The sequence below is a fragment of the Halobacteriovorax sp. GB3 genome (assembly GCF_028649655.1).
GTDB lineage: Bacteria > Bdellovibrionota > Bacteriovoracia > Bacteriovoracales > Bacteriovoracaceae > BSW11-IV.
Genome location: NZ_JAQSLN010000005.1, coordinates 260,288 through 280,729 on the forward strand (window position 1 = coordinate 260,288; position 20,442 = coordinate 280,729).

Here is a 20,442-nt window from a genome sequence, read left to right on the forward strand (position 1 = left end):
GAAAAAAAGTGAATCGTATAGTAGAGCTAGAGAAACAAATTCGTCATCACAAAGCATTGTACTATCAAGGTCGTCCAGAGATATCAGATTTTGATTACGATAGGCTAGAAGATGAACTTAAAGAGCTCGCTCCTAATAATCCAATACTTCGTATGGTCGGTTCGCAAATTAGTAGTGAAGACAAAGTTAAACACGATAAAAAAATGCTCTCTTTGGGTAAAACATATGATCCTAGTGAACTGCTCACATGGAAAGCAGAATATCCTGTTGTTAGTATGTTTAAAATAGATGGTATTAGCTGTTCTCTAATCTATGAAGATGGTGAATTAGTAATCGCTAAAACAAGAGGTGATGGTACGTTTGGAGAAAACATTACTTCAAAAGTTATGTGGTTACCTGAAGTTCCTAAAAAAATATCTATTCAAGAAAGAGTTGAAGTTAGAGGTGAACTTTTTTGTACAGAGGAAGAGTTCTTCCATTTATCAGAAGAAATGGAAAAAATCGGTCTTGATAAACCAACATCTCAGAGAAATATTGTAGCAGGTCTAATGGGTCGTAAAGATCGTTTAGAGCTATGTCGTTATTTGAAGTTTAAAGGGTTCGATGTTCTAACTGATGCAATCGATTTTAATTTCGAGATGGATAAATATCACTGGCTTAAAAAAGAAAATTTTGATGTTTTGGAAATTGAATTACATGAAAAGACACAAGAGATTAAAAAAGTTATAGAAGACGCCAGAGTTTTCATGTCTGAAGGTGATTTTCAAATAGATGGTCTCGTATTTGCTTATAATGATTTGAAACTTCAAGAAGAGTTAGGAGAAACAGCTCATCATCCGCGCTATAAAATGGCGTTTAAATTTCAAGGTGAAGCTAAGACAACTGTATTGAAAGACATTCTATGGAATGTTTCTAGAAACGGTATTCTAACGCCAGTAGGTATTGTGAAGCCAGTAGAACTAAGTGGTGCAAAAATTTCAAGAGTAACATTACATAATTATGGCATGGTAAAACAACACGACTTAAAGAAAGGTGATACGATCGAAATTATTCGCTCTGGAGAAGTTATACCAAAGTTCATGAGTGTTATTTCAAGAGGTGATGGTGTTTTTGAGAGACCAGAGCAATGTCCTAGTTGTGACCAGAAAGTTTATATCGAAGATATTAGACTTGTTTGTAGAAATGAATATTGTCCTAGCATAGTTAAAGAATCTATCTTGAACTACATTCAGAAGATTGGCATTGATGATATTAGTGGTAAACGTTTAGAAGAGATGATCAAAATGGACTTAGTTAAGTCTATTGAAGATTTATATAAATTGAAAGAAGAAGATTTTCTAAAGCTTGAAAAAGTAAAAGAGAAATTAGCAAATAAATTCTTTGTTGGAATTAATGCATCGAAGAAAGCTAATTTAATTAAATTTCTTTCGGCCCTAGGGATTACTGGTGGTGCGATTAATAAATGTGAAAAAGTTGTACACGCAGGATTTGATAGTATTGATAAAATACTTTCAATGAGTGTCGAGCAATTAGAGCAATTAGATGGCTTTGCTGAAAAATCTGCCACTGAATTTGTTAAATCAATTCAAGCTAAAAAAGAACTTATCACTAATCTTCGTGAACTTGGTGTTGAAATGAAGCATGAAGTAGAAGATCTCGGTGAACAAAAACTTGAGGGTCTTCACTTTGTTATTACTGGTACGCTTTCAGAGAAAAGATCCATTATTGAAAAGAGAATCAAAGAAAGTGGTGGAAAAACAGGAAGTAGTGTAACTAGTAATACAAATTATCTAGTTTGCAATGATAAAGAAAGTACAAGCTCAAAGGCAAAGAAGGCAAGAGAGCTTGGTATTCCGCTAATCTCTGAAGAAGAATTAAAGGGAATGATTTAATTTAATCACACCCTATGAATTTCTTCGTTTTATAGTCATAACCGTAACACTTATTTAGCTCTCTATATCTGTTAAAAGGAACGTTATATTTCTTTTGCAGATATTTTTTGAGTGTTTGCAATTCATACCAATCCAAAGAAACGGCCATTGGAGAATGCAATTTAACAAGGTTTTTGTCTTCCTCAACTATTGTATCAACAACAGTTGTAATAGATTTTTCACCACGATTAAGATCCCAGATATAATTAAAATCATCTACTACAGCGCTGTAAATATGATCATATTTTTTTCCAGAAAAGAAAACTAAGTTATCATACTGTGTCCTTTCAGCCGTTTTAGAAAAGTTATAAGAACCAGTAATTAATTCTGTTTTATTAGTGTTGTAATCAATAAGAATAGTCTTATTGTGATTCATACGAGTAAACTTAATTGATGGGCTGAAGGCATAGAACTTGAAACGAACAGGAGGATTAACACCTTTGTTGAGTTTCATCCATTCTTTTACAATGTATGGAATCTGAACAGACTTTGAGTTTGGCTTATATTCTTGATTGTCAGCAACAATCTTAATCTCAACACCACGCTTGGCTGCATTCACTACCTCTTGTGCAATCTTTTTAAGATAAAAATGATTAACATTGAGATAGATATTTTTTTTAGCTCGTTTTAATGATTCAATAACTTCATCTTGAACAATCCAAGATTTTGACTTCGTTTTCGTAGAGAGTGTCGTTCCTTCTTTTAATGCTCCAATGTCTGTGTAATCAATGTTTAGGCTTGAAGAAAAAAGATCAACTTTATTATCATCAGAAGCATTAACAGGGATTTCTAAACCTGGAGTTGGTTTGTCATTTTTGGAAATTAAGTCATCTCCACTATTCCACAATAAGGCGAACTCTCTCTTAAACTCTGAAAGAATATTAGAATGTTCTTTGTCTAAATTTGATCCTTCAAAGAAGATAAAGGTTTCATTGAAAGTAGAGGCAGCCTTAGTTGAAAAATTTGCACTGGAATTAACTAGAAACTGATCATCTACGATAACAAATTTTTCATGAAGTTTTCTGTGAGAACCTCTAAATTGCACACATGAAGATTCTTCAATTTCTTTGATTCTCGTTTTAAAGTATCCTGCCTTAAATAAATTTCTATGTACGACAACATTGACCTTAGCTCCATTATCACATGCATTTCGCATGGCAACTTCGAGCTGTTTAACTTTACTAGACCAACTATATATCGTGATATAAGCATATTTTTTCGCGTTACTAATATTTTTATAAATATTATCAAAAGCTTGTGTTCCTTCTCGTGGTGAGAACATTGCAGTAACTTCGCTAGAAGAAGCTGGCTGTCTCGTTATTGATGAACACGCAGTGATAAGAAAGAGTGTGCTTAAAAGTACAAATTTCATAAAAATCCTTATAGAATACATCCATATGACTTGTCGGGAATAGCATTAAAAGGTTGAGAAAATAATGGCCAAGAAAAAAAGTACAGTATTTACATGCAGCAATTGTGGAAATCAGACACCGAAATGGATGGGAAGATGTACTGAATGCGGGGAATGGAATACTTTTGAAGAAGAACTATTCACAAAACCTCAACCGACTAATATTCCCCTAGGTAAGGGTGTTAGTAATAGTGAACCACCTAAAAAAATTAGTGAAATTGAAAAGACTGATTATCATCGTGTCAAAACTGGGATAACTGAGTTTGATCGTGTTGTTGGAGGCGGAGTTGTAAAGGGATCTCTCATTCTTATTGGAGGAGAACCAGGCATTGGAAAATCGACGCTGCTAACAGAACTCATGAGTAAATTATCTGAGAAAAAGGATGGAAATGTTCTTTATGTCTCTGGTGAAGAGTCTGCTGGTCAGGTTGCCGATAGAAGTAAACGTATTGGTGTCGATGAGAGTAGCTTCTATATTTACAACGAAACGAATTGGCAGAAAATTCTCGAACAAATGCACAAGATTAAACCTCGATATATGGTTCTTGATTCAATACAGACGACGGTATCTTCAGATATTCAATCTGCTCCAGGTACAGTTTCGCAAATTAGAGAAGTTACTTATGAATTAATGAATCACGTTAAGGGTAATGGGATCACTTGCTTTGTTATTGGTCATATAACGAAAGAAGGTAATATCGCAGGACCAAAGATTCTAGAGCATATGGTTGATACTGTTATTTATTTTGAAGGTGATCAGTTTGGACAATATCGTATGCTTAGAGCGATTAAAAATAGATTTGGAAATACCAACGAAGTTGGTATTTTTGAAATGAAAGAAAATGGTCTTAATGAAGTATCAAATCCTAGTCAATATTTTCTAGACGATCATATCGAAGGCTCATTTGGTCGAAGTCTCACTTGCATCATCGAAGGAAGTCGATCTCTCTTTATTGAAATACAGGCCCTTGTTGTAGAAAACAAATATGGAAATGGAAGAAGAACAACACAAGGCCTAGACCATAATCGCTTATCAATGATAGTAGCAGTTATAGAAAAGTATATGGGAATTCCTCTTGGAATGAATGATATTTATGTCAACATTGTTGGAAATATGAAAATCACAACAAGAGAAAGCGATTTAGCAATTGTGGCCTCGTTGTTGAGTTCTTATAAATCAAGACCCGTCGATCCTCAAACTGTGTTTATTGGAGAGGTCGGTTTAACTGGTGAGGTACGAAGCGTTCCTAGAATGGAAATGCGATTAAAAGAATTGGCCCAGTTAAATTACAAGAGAGTAGTTACTAGTGTTAAAGTAGCTAAAGAATATGAAGGTAAGTACTCTCTTGAAATTATGGGAATCAAGAGAGTACAAGATTTAGAAAAATTTCTATAGGTATAATTTTTTAATTACATGATTCCAAAGTTCAGTTTTTTTATAGAAATAATCCTTCTCTTTAAGTGGAGAGAAGGTTTTATCTTCTTTCCAAAGGTTCATCACTTCATCAAGCTTTACAGCGCCTGAACCAATATAGGCTCCAAGGCCTGCACCAAAAGCAGTTGTTTCAATAACCTCTGGTCTTATTATGTTTAAATTCGAAAATGTAGATTGCATTTCAAGTAAAAGATTATTTGCTACAGCACCGCCATCTACTTTCAGTGAATTAAGCTTAGTGTTTGAATCTTGCTCGAATGCCTTTATGATATCGTTAATAGAAAGGCAGATCCCTTCAAGACAGGCTCGTGCAATATGAGAGCGACCAGTGTCTCTAGTTAAACCTATTAAGGCTCCTTTAGCATCTGGTTTCCAATAAGGACTACCAAGACCAGAGAAAAAAGGAAGAAAGAGAACATTTTCCATTTCTTCTAAATTCTTTATTGTTCTTGCAAGTTCTTCAATAGCGGGAGAAGTGTCGATAAAGCCAAGATTATCTCTGACCCATTGAACAGCAGCACCTGCAATATAAGAGCTACCTTCTAAGGCGTAATACATCTGTTCGTTGTGCTTGTAGGCACAAGTCGTAAGCAAGCCATTCTCAGAGTGAACAATATCTTCTCCTGTATTTAGTAGTAGGAATGCTCCTGTACCATAAGTACACTTCATATCACCCTTTTTAACACCTGCTTGACCAAAAAGAGCAGCTTGTTGATCACCGAGTAAACAGGTAATAGGAATGCCGTCTGGTAAGAATTGAAGACCTTTTGTTGTTCCGTAATCAGTAAATGAATCGCAGATTTCAGGAAGAGTCGATTGATCAACACCAAGAATATTTAGGAGTTCACTATCCCAGTCACCAGTCTCAAGGTCCATGAGAAGAGTTCTTGATGCATTTGTTGCATCTGTTTTAAATGAAGATTGACCAGAAAGTTTATAAAGAAGATAAGTATCGATTGTTCCAAAACGTAACTTCTTAACTTCACTGTGTTTTTTAACAAGCTGATTATTATTCAGTAACCAATGAATCTTAGTTCCTGAAAAATAAGGATCAAGAGGAAGGCCTGTTTTAGATTTGAAGAGTTCTTCTACACCATCATCTTTTAGAGACTGGCAGAATTTTGAAGTTCTTCTATCTTGCCACACAATAGCTTTTGCCAGGGGAGTTCCATTGAGATCAAATGCACATGTTGTTTCTCTCTGATTAGTGATGCCAATACATTTAATATGATTCGCATCAACATTTGAACTAGATAGAACCTCTTTTACAGACATTTGAACGCTGTGCCAGATATCATCTAAATCGTGCTCAACCCAACCAGGTTTTGGGTAATGTTGAGGAAATTCAAAATTGACCTTATGATCAATTGCAAAAGTTTGAGTATTGATTAATAAAGCGGTCGTACCAGTTGTTCCCTGGTCTATTGAAAGAATGTAATTCATGAACACCTCTAATGTAATTCTATTGTGCTAGTACTGGGTTTTGCGATAATCTTTACGAGTATAGTCCAACGTTTTCCAATATTTGTATTTACACCTGCGAGGAGAACATAGGAGAGACTAATCATTACAAGAACAAGTAAAATGAATTCAAGAAATACCTGACCAGATTGATCTTTATGAATAGGGATTTTTTTACTTGAATCGCTCATAATTGAATTTTTTTTGGTAAAATGCTAATAAATCTTAACTCTATTTTAGAGATAAAAAAGCTGAATACAAATGAAAAAATATTTACCAATTACCTTAGTTTTAATTTTATCCTTAATCGTCATCTTGCCGCAAGTGACGAATGTTTTTCAATCTGTTGCCACTCCAAGTAAGACAGAACAAAAAATTAATTCGCATTATGAAAATAATCTCAAAAAATTGAACTTCACTAATTTGGAAGGTAAGAAATTTTCAAAAGAAGAGTTATCAAATAATGTTGTTATTCTGAATTTTTGGGCAAGCTGGTGCAAGCCTTGTATTCAAGAGTTTCCAACACTCGTGAGTTTAAGAAATAAATTTCCTAAAGAGAAATTAACTATTCTTGCAATTAATAGTGATAAAAGCGATACAAAGAAAGTTATTAAAAAAACAATTGATAAATATGGATTAAACTTTGATATCGTTCCATTTGGCGAAGGAAAGATTACAAGTGAATACCGAATCGAAGGGATTCCTGTAACGATTCTTTACAAGAATGGTAAAGTTGAACGTATCTTCAATGGTGAGGTGGACTTTAATTCAGAAGAATTTCTAGAAAACCTTAAAGACCTTCTAAAGAAATAGCTAAATTTCTGCCCCAGCTATAAGTAACCTCATCTATCTTCGAAACTTTGAAGCAAGTGAACCTTGGTTTAAGGCCAATTTTAATAGCGCCTTGATCTTTGAGATTTAAGGCGTGAGCAGAGTTCAATGTAATTGCTGCCCATAATTCAGCGATATTAAGTTTATAGTGTGGGGCTGCAATAGAGGCGACAAGCAAAAGGTTATCGCAATGACACGAGCCAGGGTTATAATCGGAAGCAATTGCTACCTTTGCACCAGCATCAAGAAACTGACGCGCTTTCGCTTGAGGTTTTCCAAGAAAAAATCCTGTTCCTGGTAAAAGCGTTGCAACAGTCGAACTCTTAGCAAGAGCTTCGATTCCATCAGCACCAGTACATAATAGGTGGTCAGTACTAAGAGCATTGTTCTTAGCAGCTAGGATGGCACCTTTATTATCATTGAATTCGTCAGCGTGACTCTTAACCGGAATATTATAAATACTAGCGAGATCAAATAGTTGTTGAGTATCCTCAGAGTCGAAGTAGCCCTGTTCATGAAAAATATCGACAGCATCGATAATCGATTCTTCACCTAATTTCTTTAAGAGAGGTAAGACAACCTCACTCATATATTCTTTTGAAGAAGGATATTGTTTTGGAACTGCGTGAGCGGCCATATAAGTATTGATGATTTGAACACGATCTTCAAAATGAATCTTTAAGCGATTGATGACATGAGAACATTCATATTCTTTGTCAAAGTTTAAACCGTAGCCACTTTTAATTTCAATTGTACCAATACCATAACTATGAATTCTTTCAATTCTTTGGCGTGCTTGTTCAAAAAGTTCATCGCTACTCAATGAATTTGTGCCGTTCATCGTATTAAGGATACCACCGCCGGCATTTGCTATTGCAACGTAGTCAGCACCGTTAAGTCTCATTGTATATTCTTCAGAGCGATTACCTCCAAAGATAACATGCGTATGACTATCAACAAGTTCTGGTGTTAAGACATGGCCTGATAAATCCTTAGCTTCAATCTCACTGTATTCACTCGGTAGATTATCTGAAGGTCCAACCCAAAGTATCTCATTTTTATCAAAAACTACTGTAGCATTATTTATGATTGAAAGGTCTTCAGGCACAAGTTTACGTCCATCTTTTTCGAAAGCTTTTGTAAGAGTTACGATTTGTGAAAGATTTTTATAAACTTGTACCATGATTAATCCTTAGTTTAATTCACCTGTTTCATTTTCTACGACGCTAAGAAGTTCAAATGATTCAATAAGACGAACAATATTTTCCATGTCCTTGTAGAAAATTCTATCTTCGACGATTGGAGCTACGTGTTTTCTAATAAGCTTTCTAGCAGCTTCAATAGCAGGAGATGATTCAGCTTCTTGGAAGTCTAGTGCTTGAGTATTACAAAGTAACTCAATACCAAGAACTTGCTTAACATTGAAAAGAACTTCATGAAGTTTGCGACCAGATGTAACACCCATTGAAACGTGGTCTTCTTTATCTGTCGATGTTGGAACAGAGTCAACAGAAGCTGGATGACATAGATATTTATTTTCAGAAGTTAAGGCCGCTGCAGTAACGTGAGCGATCATTAAACCACTATTGAGTCCAGACTCTTTAACGAGGAAAGCAGGAAGTTCTGAGAAAGTAGGGTTCATCATTTTTTCAATACGTCTTTCTGATATATTACAAAGCTCAGCAAGGCCCATTGCTAGATAGTCCATAGCAAAAGCGAGAGCTTCTCCATGAAAGTTACCACCTGAAACAACTTTTTTCTCGTTGACGAAAATTAGAGGATTGTCTGTAACAGCATTGAGCTCAGTTGAAATAACTTCTTTTGCGTGAGCAAGTGTTTGGCGACAAGCTCCGTGCACTTGTGGAACACATCTTAATGAATACGGGTCTTGGACCTTATTACATTCTCTATGACTGTCTTTAATTTTGGAACCATCAAGAATTAGATTTAAATTAGCAACAGCATCTAGTTGTCCTGGGTGAGGCTTTAAACTCGTAATTAGAGGATCGTAAGCTTGATCAGTTCCTTGAACACCATCCATAGTCATTGTTGCTGTAATATCAGCAAGCTTCATAATTCTCTCTGATTCATAAACGGCTAGCGCGCCCAGAGCAGCCATAACTGCTGTTCCGTTGATCAAAGCGAGTCCATCTTTTGGACCGAGTACTGCTGGCTTCTTTCCAATTTCATTGATTGCAAATGATGAATTGATGATTTTACCTTCATACTCAACTTCACCTTCTCCAATTAGAGCTAGAGCAATATGAGATAGAGGGGCTAAGTCACCAGAAGCTCCAACAGATCCTTTTTCAGGAACAACTGGATTAATACCATGGTTGATAAAATCACAGATTAGCTGGACGATTTCTGGGTTTACTCCAGAGAAACCTGAAGCAAGACAATTTGCCCTAAGAACCATAATTGCTCTAGTGATTACTGTATTAAAAGCATTTCCTACACCAGTACAGTGTGAACGAATAAGGTTAACTTGTAATTGTGCTAAATCTTTTTGATCAATATGCTTACTTGAAAGGGCCCCGAAACCAGTATTGATTCCGTAAACAGGTTTGCCTTCATTAACAATATCAAAAACAAAGTCTCTAGAACTTTGCATTCTTTTGAGTGAAGACTCTGGGATTACTACTTTAATTTCACCAACTTTAGCGTTAGCAATTTCATAAACTTTAGAAATGGAAAGTGAGTGTCCATCAAGTTCGATCACTTTAGCATCAGATAAATCAACGTTCATTTTTATTCCCTTAATGATTCTATATTTGAAAGATAGTCGTTTTGGTTTCCGTTAAATACATAAGAGCCTGCAACAAGATTGTCCGCTCCATGTGTGACAAGTTTTTGAGAGTTGTTGTTTTTAACTCCACCATCAACTTGTACTTGAAATTTATATTTCTCTTTTAATGGTTTGATAGCATCTAGTTTTTCGTATGTTTCCTCAATAAACCCTTGGCCTCCAAAGCCGGGTTCAACAGACATAACCAACAGCAAATCAATCTCTTCTAAAATATCTTTTGAAATTTCAGACACTGAAGTTTTAGGTTTTATCGAGATACCAACACTTGGGTAAAATTGTTTGGCGTATTTTATAAGTTCAAGGCAGTCATCTATAGCCTCGTAATGGAATGTTATATTGTGAATTCCATAGTCTTTCATCATATCAACATGAAACTTAGGATTGGTTACCATTAAATGGGCATCTAAGGGAAGTTTTGTAATTTGAGATATTCTCTTTATTACTGGACCACCAAAAGTGAGATTTGGAACGAAGTGACCATCCATTATATCTAAGTGCAACCAAGTTTTAGGAGAAGATTCAATTACTGAAATTTCACTTTGGATATTGGTAAAATCACAAGCAAGGATACTTGGAGCAATGATAGTCATGTTAAACCTCAGGGTTGATGATTAATATTTCCTTTGAATTCTGAAGACCATTTAAAAGCGTTTTATCATCACCAGCTTTCTTTCCTTCAAGCTGGATAAATTTAAGTCTGATTGCACAGTCTTTACAACCAACGACAAAGGCATTGTGTTTTAAGTCGAGTTCACCAGCAGGAATGTTACCTGGGAACTTTTCTATTTCAAAAACTTTCAATCGCTTTTTGTTGAGAAAGCAATATGTTCCAGGCCAGGGATCAAGGGCCCTGATTTGGTTTTGAAGTTTCTCAAATGTTGATTCTTTGAAATTGAGAAGGCCATCCTCTTTTTTGAGTGTTGGAGCAAAGCTAACAGATGATTCGTCTTGAGCTGTATACTCTAAATTACCTTGATCAATTTTTGATATGAGAGAATTACAAGAAAGCGCGGCTTGAAATTTGAGTCTCGTATAAAGTTGTCCACCAGTTTCAAATTCCCCAATTGTCAGAGGATCACTAATAATTAAGTCTCCCGCATCCATTTTCTTAACCATCTTTTGAATAGAGACACCAGTTTCTTTATCTCCATTAAGAAGAGCATATTGAATCGGAGCAGCTCCACGGTACTTTGGCAAAATTGATGTATGAATATTGAAACAACCTAGTTTAGGCATATTCAAAACACGAGAACCAAGAAATTGAGCAAATGCTAGTACAACGAAGAAATCAATGTCTTCGTTTTCAAGTTGAGTAAGAAATTCTTCTTCTCTATTGATGTTCTCTGTTTGATAAAGTGGTATTTTCTTACTCTTTGCAAATTCAGCCACTGGTGGTGATTGGACTTTTTGCCCTCTACCAGCTGGACGATCAGGCATTGTAATGACACCTTTCAGATTGATCTGTGGGTGAGTTGAAAGTAGCTCTAGCGTAGGGACAGAGAAATCTGGAGTCCCACAAAAAACAACATTGAATTTTTTCATATGATTAAAGACCTTTCTTCTTCTTAGTTTTTAAAAACTTCTTTGTAAGAAGGTTCTTTTTAAGAAGACTAAGTCTATCGAGAAAAACAATTCCGTCTAAATGGTCATTCTCGTGTTGGAGACAAACTGCTCTGAATCCTTCAAATTCTTGAGAGTGTGTATTACCTTCGAGGTCTTGCCATTCTAAAACGATATGTTCGGCACGTTTTACTTCTTCATAAATTCCTGGAACAGAAAGACAGCCTTCTTCGCAAACAACTTCACCATCTTTTTCTTTAAACACAGGATTGATATAAACCTGAGGATTAAATTCTGAAAGAATATAATCAGTTGATCCATCAGCAAGAGTTGTCTCTTCGCGATTATAGTCAATATCGACAACAAACATACGAATACTTTTTCCAACTTGTGGCGCAGCAAGGCCGACACCTGGAGCTTTGTACATTGTGAAGAGCATGTCTTTAGCAAGTTGTTTGAGTTCATCGTTAAATTCAGTAACGGGCTCAGCAACTTTTTTTAAGACTGGTGCTGGTAGAGTGAATATTTTGAGGCGTTCGCCCTCAAGTTCATAGTTCTGTAAGAAATTTGTTTTTGCATCCATGGTGCACCTTATAACATGCAGACTTTATTAAAGTCTAGCACCCTATTGAGGGTTATAGTCTCTATTTTTAAATAGTATCATTGTTTCTTTTAGTTCAGAAATCTTGCCATTTTTTATGGCGTCAATGATGTGACTAACACGTCTTCTGCGCTTCCAAATACTCCATGTGTAAACTACGTCTGTTTGATCTTTTTGAGATAACTTATCGTAATTATATTTATATGTAAGATAGTAAGACTGATTCTCTTGAACGTACTGTTGAAGTTCGTGTGAATTCATTGAGAGAATTTCACGATTGAAGGCTTCAGAGACAAAATAAGGTTTATGGACGACAGATGCTAGTTTCTTATTTCCAACTATTTCGATAACTTCTCCTGGCACAAGAGGCAAAGTAAAAGATGGTATGAGAACTGTCCATAAGCTACCAAAAACTAACGCTGCACTAAAGAATCGGTACAGATGATTGTTGCGTTGAGTAAAGTGGTAGATAGCAAAAGCGCAAGATGCTATTGCTATGAAAAGCCCAAATAAATGAGAAGGGTTACTATAAACTTCTGAAATTGTGAGGGCCACACCTAAAAAGAAAATTAAAATAACCAAAAAGCCAGAGATGAGATAGTTCGTGAATTGAAATAACCTCTGTCTACGTTCTTTTACTAATCCGAGAAAGCATCCCTTTAAAATTAGTAATAAGAAAAAAGGAATAGAAGGAACCGCATAGTGATGCGACCTTTGGCTTGGAATAAGCCATAGCGTAAAAAAGAATACAAAATTACAGAAAAGAAAAACGTAAAGATTCTCATTTCCTTTTTTAACAGATTCTTTATTGTCGTAGAAATAATAGTAAATGAATGGGCAGAATAACGACCAAGGTAGTCCATAGATTAAGAGACCTTGGAAGACGTGGCGAATTGGATACGAACGTGCCGTAAATTTTCCGACATTCTCTCTTAGAAAAAAGTAGTTAAAAAACTCATCACCAAATCTTAAATAGCAAATGATAAACCAAATTGAGCCGATTAAAAGAGAGAGGCTTAGCCATAAAAAAGTCTTTTTGATTGGCAATTGTTGTTTAGTTAAAAGGAGATAGATACCGTAAAGACCCAGACCCCCTGCGGCCATTACTAATGAAACTGGACCCTTGATTAGTATCGAAAGCCCTGTAAATAGAAACGCCAAGAAGAGAAATCTCTTTTTAGAGGTGTTTAAAAAATCATAGTAATAGAGCGAACCAAGTGCTGTTAGACAAGCTAGTGGCATCTCCATCATAAAAATACGTGTATATTTGAAAAAACAAAAACAGGCCGTGAAAAAGACAAATGCATAGAGCCTAGAAGTGTTAAAGTTTCTCTTACTCCAATCTGCAAATAAAAAGAGATAGAGTAGAGAAGTAAGAACTACACTTAATCTTGAGCTAAAAAGACTTGCTTGACCCTCGAGAAAATAAAATGGGAATGACAGCCAAAAGTGAAGTGGTGGTTTGGACCAATGATGCTCTCCCATATAAAGTGGGGCGATGAAGCTCTTCTCCTGAAACATTTCTTTAGCAATTTGTAGATAGAATCCCTCTGTTCCTTGGCGCAAACCATTTAAGTTTCCTATGTCAAAGATATAGAGAAATAAAACAGTTACTAACATTAATGAAGGAATGAGGAACTTTTTCATCTTTAGCATATGATGGCCTTAATTTAATTTTCGATTCTTTAAAAAGAAAAAACTTAGAATAAAGAGAAATAAAACTGGAACACTGAAAGTTGCCGTATATGGATTGATCTTAGAATTAATTCCAAGCTCAATGGCATAAGAATTCACAAGCCAATAAACAATCGTAAAAACAAAAACAAAAAGAATACTCTTTCCGAATGAACTATTTCTTCTGTTGGGATTAAATATTGGAACACAGGCAATCAAAGCAAATATAATGCAGATAACTGAATTTGATATCTTCTCTAAAAAAAGAACGGTGTACTCATCAACATTTAAGCCAGAGGAAGTAAGGTTGTTGATGTAACTCAATAGCTCATTATATGAAAGAGTTGTAATATCGGCCTCTATTTGCTTAAAGTCAGCAAGGGTTTCTTCGAGTTTGATAACTTCTGAGTCGATATGCTGAGTGATTGGAAAAGTTGTCTCATTGAGCTTTGTAATTTTAATTATGTCTTTAGCAACCCAGTTCCCATCATTATACTGAATTTCTTTAGCAATGAGCTTTTTCGAGAGATGATAGTCACTATTATAATAGAAAATATTTGGCGAAAGAATCTTATTCTTTTTTGAGTCGAAACTAAGAAAAGAGAAGTAATACTCTTTACTCTTATACCAAATGAGACCACTGCCAATTGTACTGGCCTTAAGTCCTTTCGATTGGAGGTTTCTAAATTTGTCATCAGCATCTTCAATGAGATTATGTCGCTGCTTCTTAAAATATGGCTGCATATAGGCGCCAACAAAAAATTGTAAGAGGGAAACAACAAGAGCTACTTGAAAGACATCGACAACATACTTTTTTCTTGAGTAACCAGAAGCAAATATCGCAGTTAACTCATTTCGATTTTTAAGTTTATTGATACTGAAAAGAGATGCAATTAAACAGGAAATAGGGATAATCCTATTCAATGTGATAGGAAGTTCAACGAAGTAATTAAGAAGAACTTCCGCTGCAGTAATATTAGATCTTAGAAAACCTGAAATTAATGAACCAACGGAAACGAGTAAAAGAAAAGCAATAAATGATGCTATAAAAAAACGAATCCACTCAGTAATAATAAGCTTTTTAATTGAATGCATATTTAAATCAATTTATTTATAAAACCAATGATTGGTTTGAAAAGTATTGTGGTTACGAAATAATTTACTCTTGGATGCTTCTCAAGGAAAACGACAAGATTTGGTGAAAAACGATAATATTGCTCGACTCCATAGAAACCAATTCTAGATTTCATCAACTCTCGCTTGAAGCCTCTAAGGTTTTCAAGAAGATCTTCATCATGAGGATAGCAGTGAGTTGCAACATAACAGGCTTTAGAGTTAATTTGAATTCTATTGTAAGCTTCTTGAAAGACTGCAAGGTTATAGGCCTTTCTTCTTTTTACAAACTTTTTAACCATTTGTGCGTTGACGTGTTGAAATTTAAACCCTGTAGAGAATTTAATGAATTGCTCTAAACAACGAACAGATTCATGTCTAAGTCGCGGAGAGCGATCATAGGCCTTAGCTAAATCCCAGTAGGCATGGCTAACAAGAAGGAGTTCTGCAATATCTTTTTCAACATCAAAAAGCTTAGGTGTTAATTTATCTTCTTTGGTTCCGTGATAAGCAGCTAAGGCATTAAGGTAGCCCATGTATTTATCGACGGCCTTTGGAATATCTCCACGTTGAGAAAACTCTTGTGCTCTTTTTAAAAGAGTAAGGCGTTCTCGATATGCTTGAACAATCGCTTGAGGTTTTTTCTCTTCTTCTTGTTCTTCTTCCTGTCCCTTTCCTTTACCTTTCGTCATGACTAGAACCTATAAGAAAGTGAGAAAGAAGTTTCTTTGATATCTTCTTCTTTTTGATTGAGTTTTTCATCTTCAGAAAGAGAAGTATTTTTTAGTGCAAAATTCAGTACTAGTCTTGGTTGTACCCAACCGATTCCAGCACCAGTTGATCTTTCCTTTAGTAACTTATCTTCTGATGCTCCAAAGCGAAGAAAGAAATTATTCCATACTTTCAATTGGAGGGCCGCTCTAACAAGTGAACTTTCTTGAAGGTCTTGATTGTAGTCTGCACCTGCATCAAGCATAATATTGATATAATCTTTTAACGTATATTGAAGACCAACGATTGCACGAGTTTCAAATTCTTTTGCCTTAAAAGGGTCATTTACGACAATACCCATGGCGAGATTTTTGTCAACGAAGTGTGAAACTCCGAATGTTGTAATGACATAGTCCTTGTCTACGCCATCGATAGTATCAGTTATTTTTTTATAAGTAACACCAGATGACGACCACTTTCCAATGGTAGAAGCGATTGAGGCATTAAATTGTTTACGGCTTTCGTTATTATAATCTTGTTTAAAATAACTAAGAGAACCTTTAACATTTCCTTTAGTGTCTGAAGCAATGAAACCATAAGATTTCGATTCAGAATTTGTTGTTTGCGATTGAGCAGTAATATCAGAATTAGATTTCTGAATATAGAGGGCGGATAAATTAAAGAAACCAAGTGTCGCCGGATTTAACATTGTCGCTTCATCGACAAGTGGTGTCGCAATCCCAGTTCCCGCAGTTGATTTCATTCTGGTCGTTTCGTAGTTGAAGATTCTTGCATATGACTTGCTTATAAAAGTTGAAGCAATTAATATGAGGGGAAGGTATTTAAGAGATTTCATAGAATATCCGAGTGTTTTAATCATCCATAATTAATAAAAGGTTAGGATAAGTATAATGAAGATTAGAAAAGCTGTCATCCCTGTTGCAGGAAAAGGAACGCGCTTCTTACCGGCAACTAAACAAGTTCCAAAAGAAATGCTTCCAATTGTGAATAAGCCAATGATTCATTATGCAGTAGAAGAAGCTGTTAATTCAGGAATAGAAGAGCTAATTTTCGTAACTTCGTCTGGAAAAGAGGCCATTGAAAACTATTTTGATAGAAATCAAGAGCTAGAGGCTTTCCTTAAAAAGAATAATAAAATTGAGATGATGGAAGATATTCAACGCATTGGTAAAATGGTTGAAGTCGTATCAGTTCGTCAAAAAGAACAATTGGGCCTTGGACACGCAATTAATTGTGCAAGGGGTCTAGTTGGCAATGAGACTTTTGCCGTCATTCTTGGGGATGATCTCGTTTTAAGCGATACGCCTGTAACACGACAATTAATTGATGTTAGTGAAAGAAATGAAGCGAAGTCAGTGATTGGCGTAATGGAAGTCCCAAGAGAGACAACGAATAAATATGGTATTGTTGATGGTGACTTTTTAAAAGAAGATGCAAAAACTCTTCTTATGAAGCAAATGGTAGAAAAGCCATCTCCAGAAGATGCTCCTACAAATCTCGCAACACCTGGCCGCTATATTCTTAATAAGGAAATCTTTGATTGTTTAGATGAGATTCCTAAAGGAGTTGGTGGTGAATATCAATTAACTGATGCAATTAATCTACTTTGCTCGAAAGATAAAGTTTTCGCCCATATTTTTACAGGGGATCGATTTGATACAGGAAGTATTGCTGGATATTTAAATGCAACTGTTGAATTTGCCTTGAGAGATAAGAAAACTAGGAAGATAATGGAAGAGATCATCAAGGAAAAGATGAAATCTTATAATCTAGGATAAAAAATGAAAGTTCTACTGTGCTATTTGTTAGCAATATCATCATCATTTGCGGCCGTTCCAACAGCTGAAGGCCTTTTTAGAAATCCAAATAATAAAGATGTGACGGGAAACCTTGTCTACATCTCGATGATGATTAAGAAAATTTCTAATAATACGGCTCCAGTTGTTTCTGAAGTACTTAATTCTGGAAATGAAACTCAAAACGTTAATCAAGAAAGTGAAACAACAGTAGAACTACAACCAACAAAGAAAGAAGAGAACTTTTACTTTAAGTTCTTAATAAACAATGAAGAAAATAGACAAGGTGAGATTATCCAGGCTGAGTACAGTGATCAAAGCTTTGTGAATGATAAAATGATTCGTGTTGAACATTTTAAAAACATTTCATCTTTATTAAATAAAGAAGAGATTGTTGAAAGAGAATTATTTTATTCGATACTATCAATGTATAGCCTTAATGACTCTAAACCAATTTCACACCTTTTTAGAAAGTATTCAAAAGACTATCTTACTAATAAGATGATTCTTAATGCAGATAAAGTCAGCTTACTTGATCAGTACAAAAAGTACTTAGTAACAGTTAATGCAGATAGCTCTTTAAAAGAACACATAACTTCACCACTTAAAAGTGAAGATGAAGAAGTTCAAAAGAAAATCAATGAAACATTAAATAAAGAGCTCTATGCCAAATCTGAGCATGTGAAATTAGTTAAAAGAGGAAGTGAGTTCTCTTGGAATGTTAATTTCGATGGTATCGATGCTTACTTTACAAATGAAGAGCACCAACTTGCACAATTAAAGTTGAATTTTAAAGAGACGAAATTAGATCTCTACGCACTTGATTACCTGCTCTTTGACGGCCAACATGAGATGCCTAAAAAGATTTTGATTAAGATAAATGATAAAACTTCATACGAAGTAAGAGTACTTGCCTATAATGACATTCTTTCAAAAAATAAAAATTTTAATGAAAGAGTGACTGAATATTTCAAAAACTTGGCAGAAAACAAAGAGAAATTAACTGGGTTTGAATATTCCAATAGTGGTCTAACTTATTGAAAAGAAGTTAACTAACGTTTTTTTGTCAAGTTATCCGCCATTTGTCCGATATGAGTAAAGAAGTAGGATTTTACTCTTAGAGGACAGAATATGAAAAAATACATTCCCCTTCTACCTGTTCTTGCACTTACTGTTACAAGTGCAAACGGAATTACACCGAGAAGACTTTCGGCCGGAAGTACATTAGGAACTTCGAGTTCTAATAATTATTCTAGTGCAGAAGTTACTAAGCCTGTTTATACAAATGTACGAGGCAGTGTTACTCAATCGTGCTCTAAAGAAGATATGCAACGTAATATCTCTTATGATTTTCTTCGTACCTTGATGGGTGATGAGGATATCAAGATTTTTAAATCAAGAGATGGTAGTCAGTTTAGAGTAATTGTTCCTAATTATATTCAAGCATGTCTAGATCTCAAATATGATGTGATGCTCATGGGGAATGACCACATTGTTAAATTTAGAAATGATTATGACTTTGACTATGAAGAGCTTGCAGAAGAGGGAGAAAGTCCTGACTCATTTAGAAAGCTGTCGATTGAAGATAAATACTTTAGATGTATTGGAAAAAAATATCCTGAACTTATTGATGAGCATACAAGTGCCTTTAATAGAGTTAAGGCTTTTGAAGATGGTCATCTAAGACAAATGACTATCGAACATCCAATTTCTGGGATGGATAAAGATCGAAGTTCTAAACTGTATATTGCCTCACCTGAATACTCAGTATTTAATCAAGCAGTACATGGTAAAGTAGAAAACTATAGACCACCATCGGATAGTGAATGGAAATGTACTTATCTTGAAAACGCATCAGGAGGTCCTCTTGATACGCTTGTTTATGAATCACAAAATGATAAAGAAGCTCGAAAGGCCTATAGTGCATGTCGCTCAAATGAATTATCAAAAGTGATCGATGAGCTTGATCGTTTAAAGAGTGATAATTCTGATATCGGAAATGCTGGACAGCTAATTGCGATTCTTGAAGGAGTAAAAGATAAACTTCGTGAAGAAAAAGCAAATGAGCTTCTAGATCGACTAAGAGAGCTTGAAAATGAATTGATTCCTTCGGATGAAGATCTTGAAGAAGGAAAAGAGCTGGCGATTAATGATAAGCAAGAAGTTTACGAGCTTTTAGAGGATTATAATAAAGTTTTAAAGCAATATGAAAATCTTGTTGTAGATACTGGAATTGTAGATCTTTACGAACTTGCTCATCAACGTTCTGTTGCAAAAACACCTGAAGAAAAAGCTTCTATTGATAAGCGTGTTGCTAAATTAAATGAATTAATCTCTGGGTTTGGTCGCCACAGTGACAAAGATGAATTTAAGTATCTTGTCGATGCTATGAAGAACCACAATTTTGGTATCAAAGCTAAAGAGATCTTTACAGTAAAATCTAAATCAGAAAACTTTGGTAATGTTTATTTTGAAAAAAACAAAAGAGAAAGAGATAAGAAGTTAACTTTCTCTAAAGCAGAAAAAAGTGTAAAAGCTGATATTGAAAGATTTGAAAAGAATGTCCTAACAGAGTGGAGAGATGTTTCTCAACTTAAAAGAGGAAAGGACGCTCCTTTGAAGAGACTTAGAAATAGAATGCAATCTCTACAATCGAGAAGAACTTCACTGATTTCTAATTATCAGCAGAACTATCAAAACGATATGCAAAAATATTGTTACTCTGGGTACAATCAATACTCATGTCAAATGGCGCAGTATAGACAACAGATGAACCAATACTTACTTCAAAAGCAACTTGGAAAAGTACAAACTTCATCGACAAACTTAAATAATCAATATGCAGGTTGGATGAGAATTTATCAAGATTCAATGATGCAAAGAAACCTTGCTAGCGTGAACAATAATGACTCACTAGGTGGATCAGATTTATCTATGTGGGGTTATGATATGGGAATGAATAATGGACTTGGGCCGTTAAATTTAGGTGTTCAACAGCAGAACCAATTTCAGGTTTCGCCCTCAACACAGATACCCTCGAATGTTTTAAGATTTAATCAATAAGAAAAGCCCGCATAAAGCGGGCTTT

The 20,442-nt window shown here is 35.1% G+C and carries 18 protein-coding genes; 6 read left to right on the forward strand and 12 right to left on the reverse strand.

Annotated elements, in window-relative coordinates; genetic code table 11:
• Positions 1 to 8: 8 nt before the first annotated feature.
• The gene (gene ligA, locus HBN50_RS16695) at positions 9 to 1,892 is read left to right on the forward strand and encodes an NAD-dependent DNA ligase LigA (protein WP_273871933.1); all 1,884 of its coding nucleotides are present in this window, start codon (positions 9 to 11) and stop codon (positions 1,890 to 1,892) included.
• A gap of 1 nt (position 1,893) precedes the next feature.
• Here ligA and HBN50_RS16700 read toward each other — a convergent pair whose 3' ends face one another.
• Complete coding sequence (locus tag HBN50_RS16700; protein ID WP_273871935.1) at positions 1,894 to 3,303, reverse strand: phospholipase D-like domain-containing protein; 1,410 nt, start codon at positions 3,301 to 3,303, stop codon at positions 1,894 to 1,896.
• A 64-nt stretch (positions 3,304 to 3,367) separates the two neighbouring features.
• Here HBN50_RS16700 and radA point away from each other — a divergent pair, with 64 nt between their 5' ends.
• Positions 3,368 to 4,738 carry a DNA repair protein RadA gene (gene radA / locus HBN50_RS16705; protein ID WP_273871937.1) on the forward strand — a complete coding sequence of 457 codons (1,371 nt, stop codon included), beginning with the start codon at positions 3,368 to 3,370 and terminating at the stop codon, positions 4,736 to 4,738.
• Here radA and glpK read toward each other — a convergent pair.
• Positions 4,733 to 6,220, reverse strand: coding sequence for a glycerol kinase GlpK (gene glpK, locus HBN50_RS16710; RefSeq protein WP_273871939.1), 1,488 nt, complete (start codon positions 6,218 to 6,220; stop codon positions 4,733 to 4,735). The genes radA and glpK overlap by 6 nt on opposite strands.
• 8 nt (positions 6,221 to 6,228) lie before the next feature.
• Positions 6,229 to 6,429 (reverse strand): hypothetical protein, encoded by a 201-nt coding sequence (locus tag HBN50_RS16715; RefSeq protein ID WP_273871940.1) that lies wholly within the window; start codon positions 6,427 to 6,429, stop codon positions 6,229 to 6,231.
• A 70-nt stretch (positions 6,430 to 6,499) separates the two neighbouring features.
• Here HBN50_RS16715 and HBN50_RS16720 point away from each other — a divergent pair, with 70 nt between their 5' ends.
• Entirely contained in the window at positions 6,500 to 7,051 is a 552-nt protein-coding gene (locus HBN50_RS16720; RefSeq protein ID WP_273871942.1) for a TlpA family protein disulfide reductase, read from the forward strand.
• Here HBN50_RS16720 and hutI read toward each other — a convergent pair.
• From hutI to HBN50_RS16765, 9 genes are read right to left on the reverse strand one after another with little or no spacing between them, the layout of a single operon-like run.
• Complete coding sequence (gene hutI, locus HBN50_RS16725) at positions 7,029 to 8,252, reverse strand: imidazolonepropionase (RefSeq protein ID WP_273871944.1); 1,224 nt, start codon at positions 8,250 to 8,252, stop codon at positions 7,029 to 7,031. The genes HBN50_RS16720 and hutI overlap by 23 nt on opposite strands.
• Before the next feature lie 9 nt (positions 8,253 to 8,261).
• Positions 8,262 to 9,818 (reverse strand): histidine ammonia-lyase, encoded by a 1,557-nt coding sequence (gene hutH / locus HBN50_RS16730; protein ID WP_273871945.1) that lies wholly within the window; start codon positions 9,816 to 9,818, stop codon positions 8,262 to 8,264.
• A 2-nt stretch (positions 9,819 to 9,820) separates the two neighbouring features.
• The gene (gene rpe / locus HBN50_RS16735; protein WP_273871946.1) at positions 9,821 to 10,468 is read right to left on the reverse strand and encodes a ribulose-phosphate 3-epimerase; all 648 of its coding nucleotides are present in this window, start codon (positions 10,466 to 10,468) and stop codon (positions 9,821 to 9,823) included.
• Between the two features lies 1 nt (position 10,469).
• Positions 10,470 to 11,420: a methionyl-tRNA formyltransferase gene (gene fmt / locus HBN50_RS16740; protein ID WP_273871948.1), complete on the reverse strand. Its 951-nt coding sequence runs from the start codon at positions 11,418 to 11,420 to the stop codon at positions 10,470 to 10,472.
• Between the two features lie 4 nt (positions 11,421 to 11,424).
• Positions 11,425 to 12,021, reverse strand: coding sequence for a peptide deformylase (def, locus tag HBN50_RS16745; protein ID WP_273871949.1), 597 nt, complete (start codon positions 12,019 to 12,021; stop codon positions 11,425 to 11,427).
• Positions 12,022 to 12,063: 42 nt separating this feature from the next.
• Positions 12,064 to 13,695 (reverse strand): ArnT family glycosyltransferase, encoded by a 1,632-nt coding sequence (locus tag HBN50_RS16750; protein WP_273871952.1) that lies wholly within the window; start codon positions 13,693 to 13,695, stop codon positions 12,064 to 12,066.
• Positions 13,696 to 13,704: 9 nt separating this feature from the next.
• Positions 13,705 to 14,808: an LptF/LptG family permease gene (locus HBN50_RS16755; protein ID WP_273871954.1), complete on the reverse strand. Its 1,104-nt coding sequence runs from the start codon at positions 14,806 to 14,808 to the stop codon at positions 13,705 to 13,707.
• Positions 14,809 to 14,810: 2 nt separating this feature from the next.
• A complete protein-coding gene (locus HBN50_RS16760; protein WP_273871956.1) occupies positions 14,811 to 15,518 on the reverse strand; it encodes a hypothetical protein in 708 nt (235 codons plus the stop codon).
• A gap of 2 nt (positions 15,519 to 15,520) precedes the next feature.
• Positions 15,521 to 16,393 carry a hypothetical protein gene (locus HBN50_RS16765; protein WP_273871957.1) on the reverse strand — a complete coding sequence of 291 codons (873 nt, stop codon included), beginning with the start codon at positions 16,391 to 16,393 and terminating at the stop codon, positions 15,521 to 15,523.
• A gap of 55 nt (positions 16,394 to 16,448) precedes the next feature.
• Between HBN50_RS16765 and galU the strand changes: the two genes are divergently transcribed.
• The 3 genes from galU to HBN50_RS16780 all read left to right on the forward strand — a co-directional run bounded on the left by galU (position 16,449) and on the right by HBN50_RS16780 (position 20,417).
• Positions 16,449 to 17,336, forward strand: coding sequence for a UTP--glucose-1-phosphate uridylyltransferase GalU (gene galU, locus HBN50_RS16770; protein WP_273871958.1), 888 nt, complete (start codon positions 16,449 to 16,451; stop codon positions 17,334 to 17,336).
• A 3-nt stretch (positions 17,337 to 17,339) separates the two neighbouring features.
• Positions 17,340 to 18,395, forward strand: a complete 1,056-nt coding sequence (locus HBN50_RS16775) for a hypothetical protein (protein ID WP_273871959.1) — start codon at positions 17,340 to 17,342, stop codon at positions 18,393 to 18,395.
• Between the two features lie 90 nt (positions 18,396 to 18,485).
• Positions 18,486 to 20,417 (forward strand): hypothetical protein, encoded by a 1,932-nt coding sequence (locus tag HBN50_RS16780; RefSeq protein WP_273871960.1) that lies wholly within the window; start codon positions 18,486 to 18,488, stop codon positions 20,415 to 20,417.
• Positions 20,418 to 20,442 lie beyond the last annotated feature (25 nt).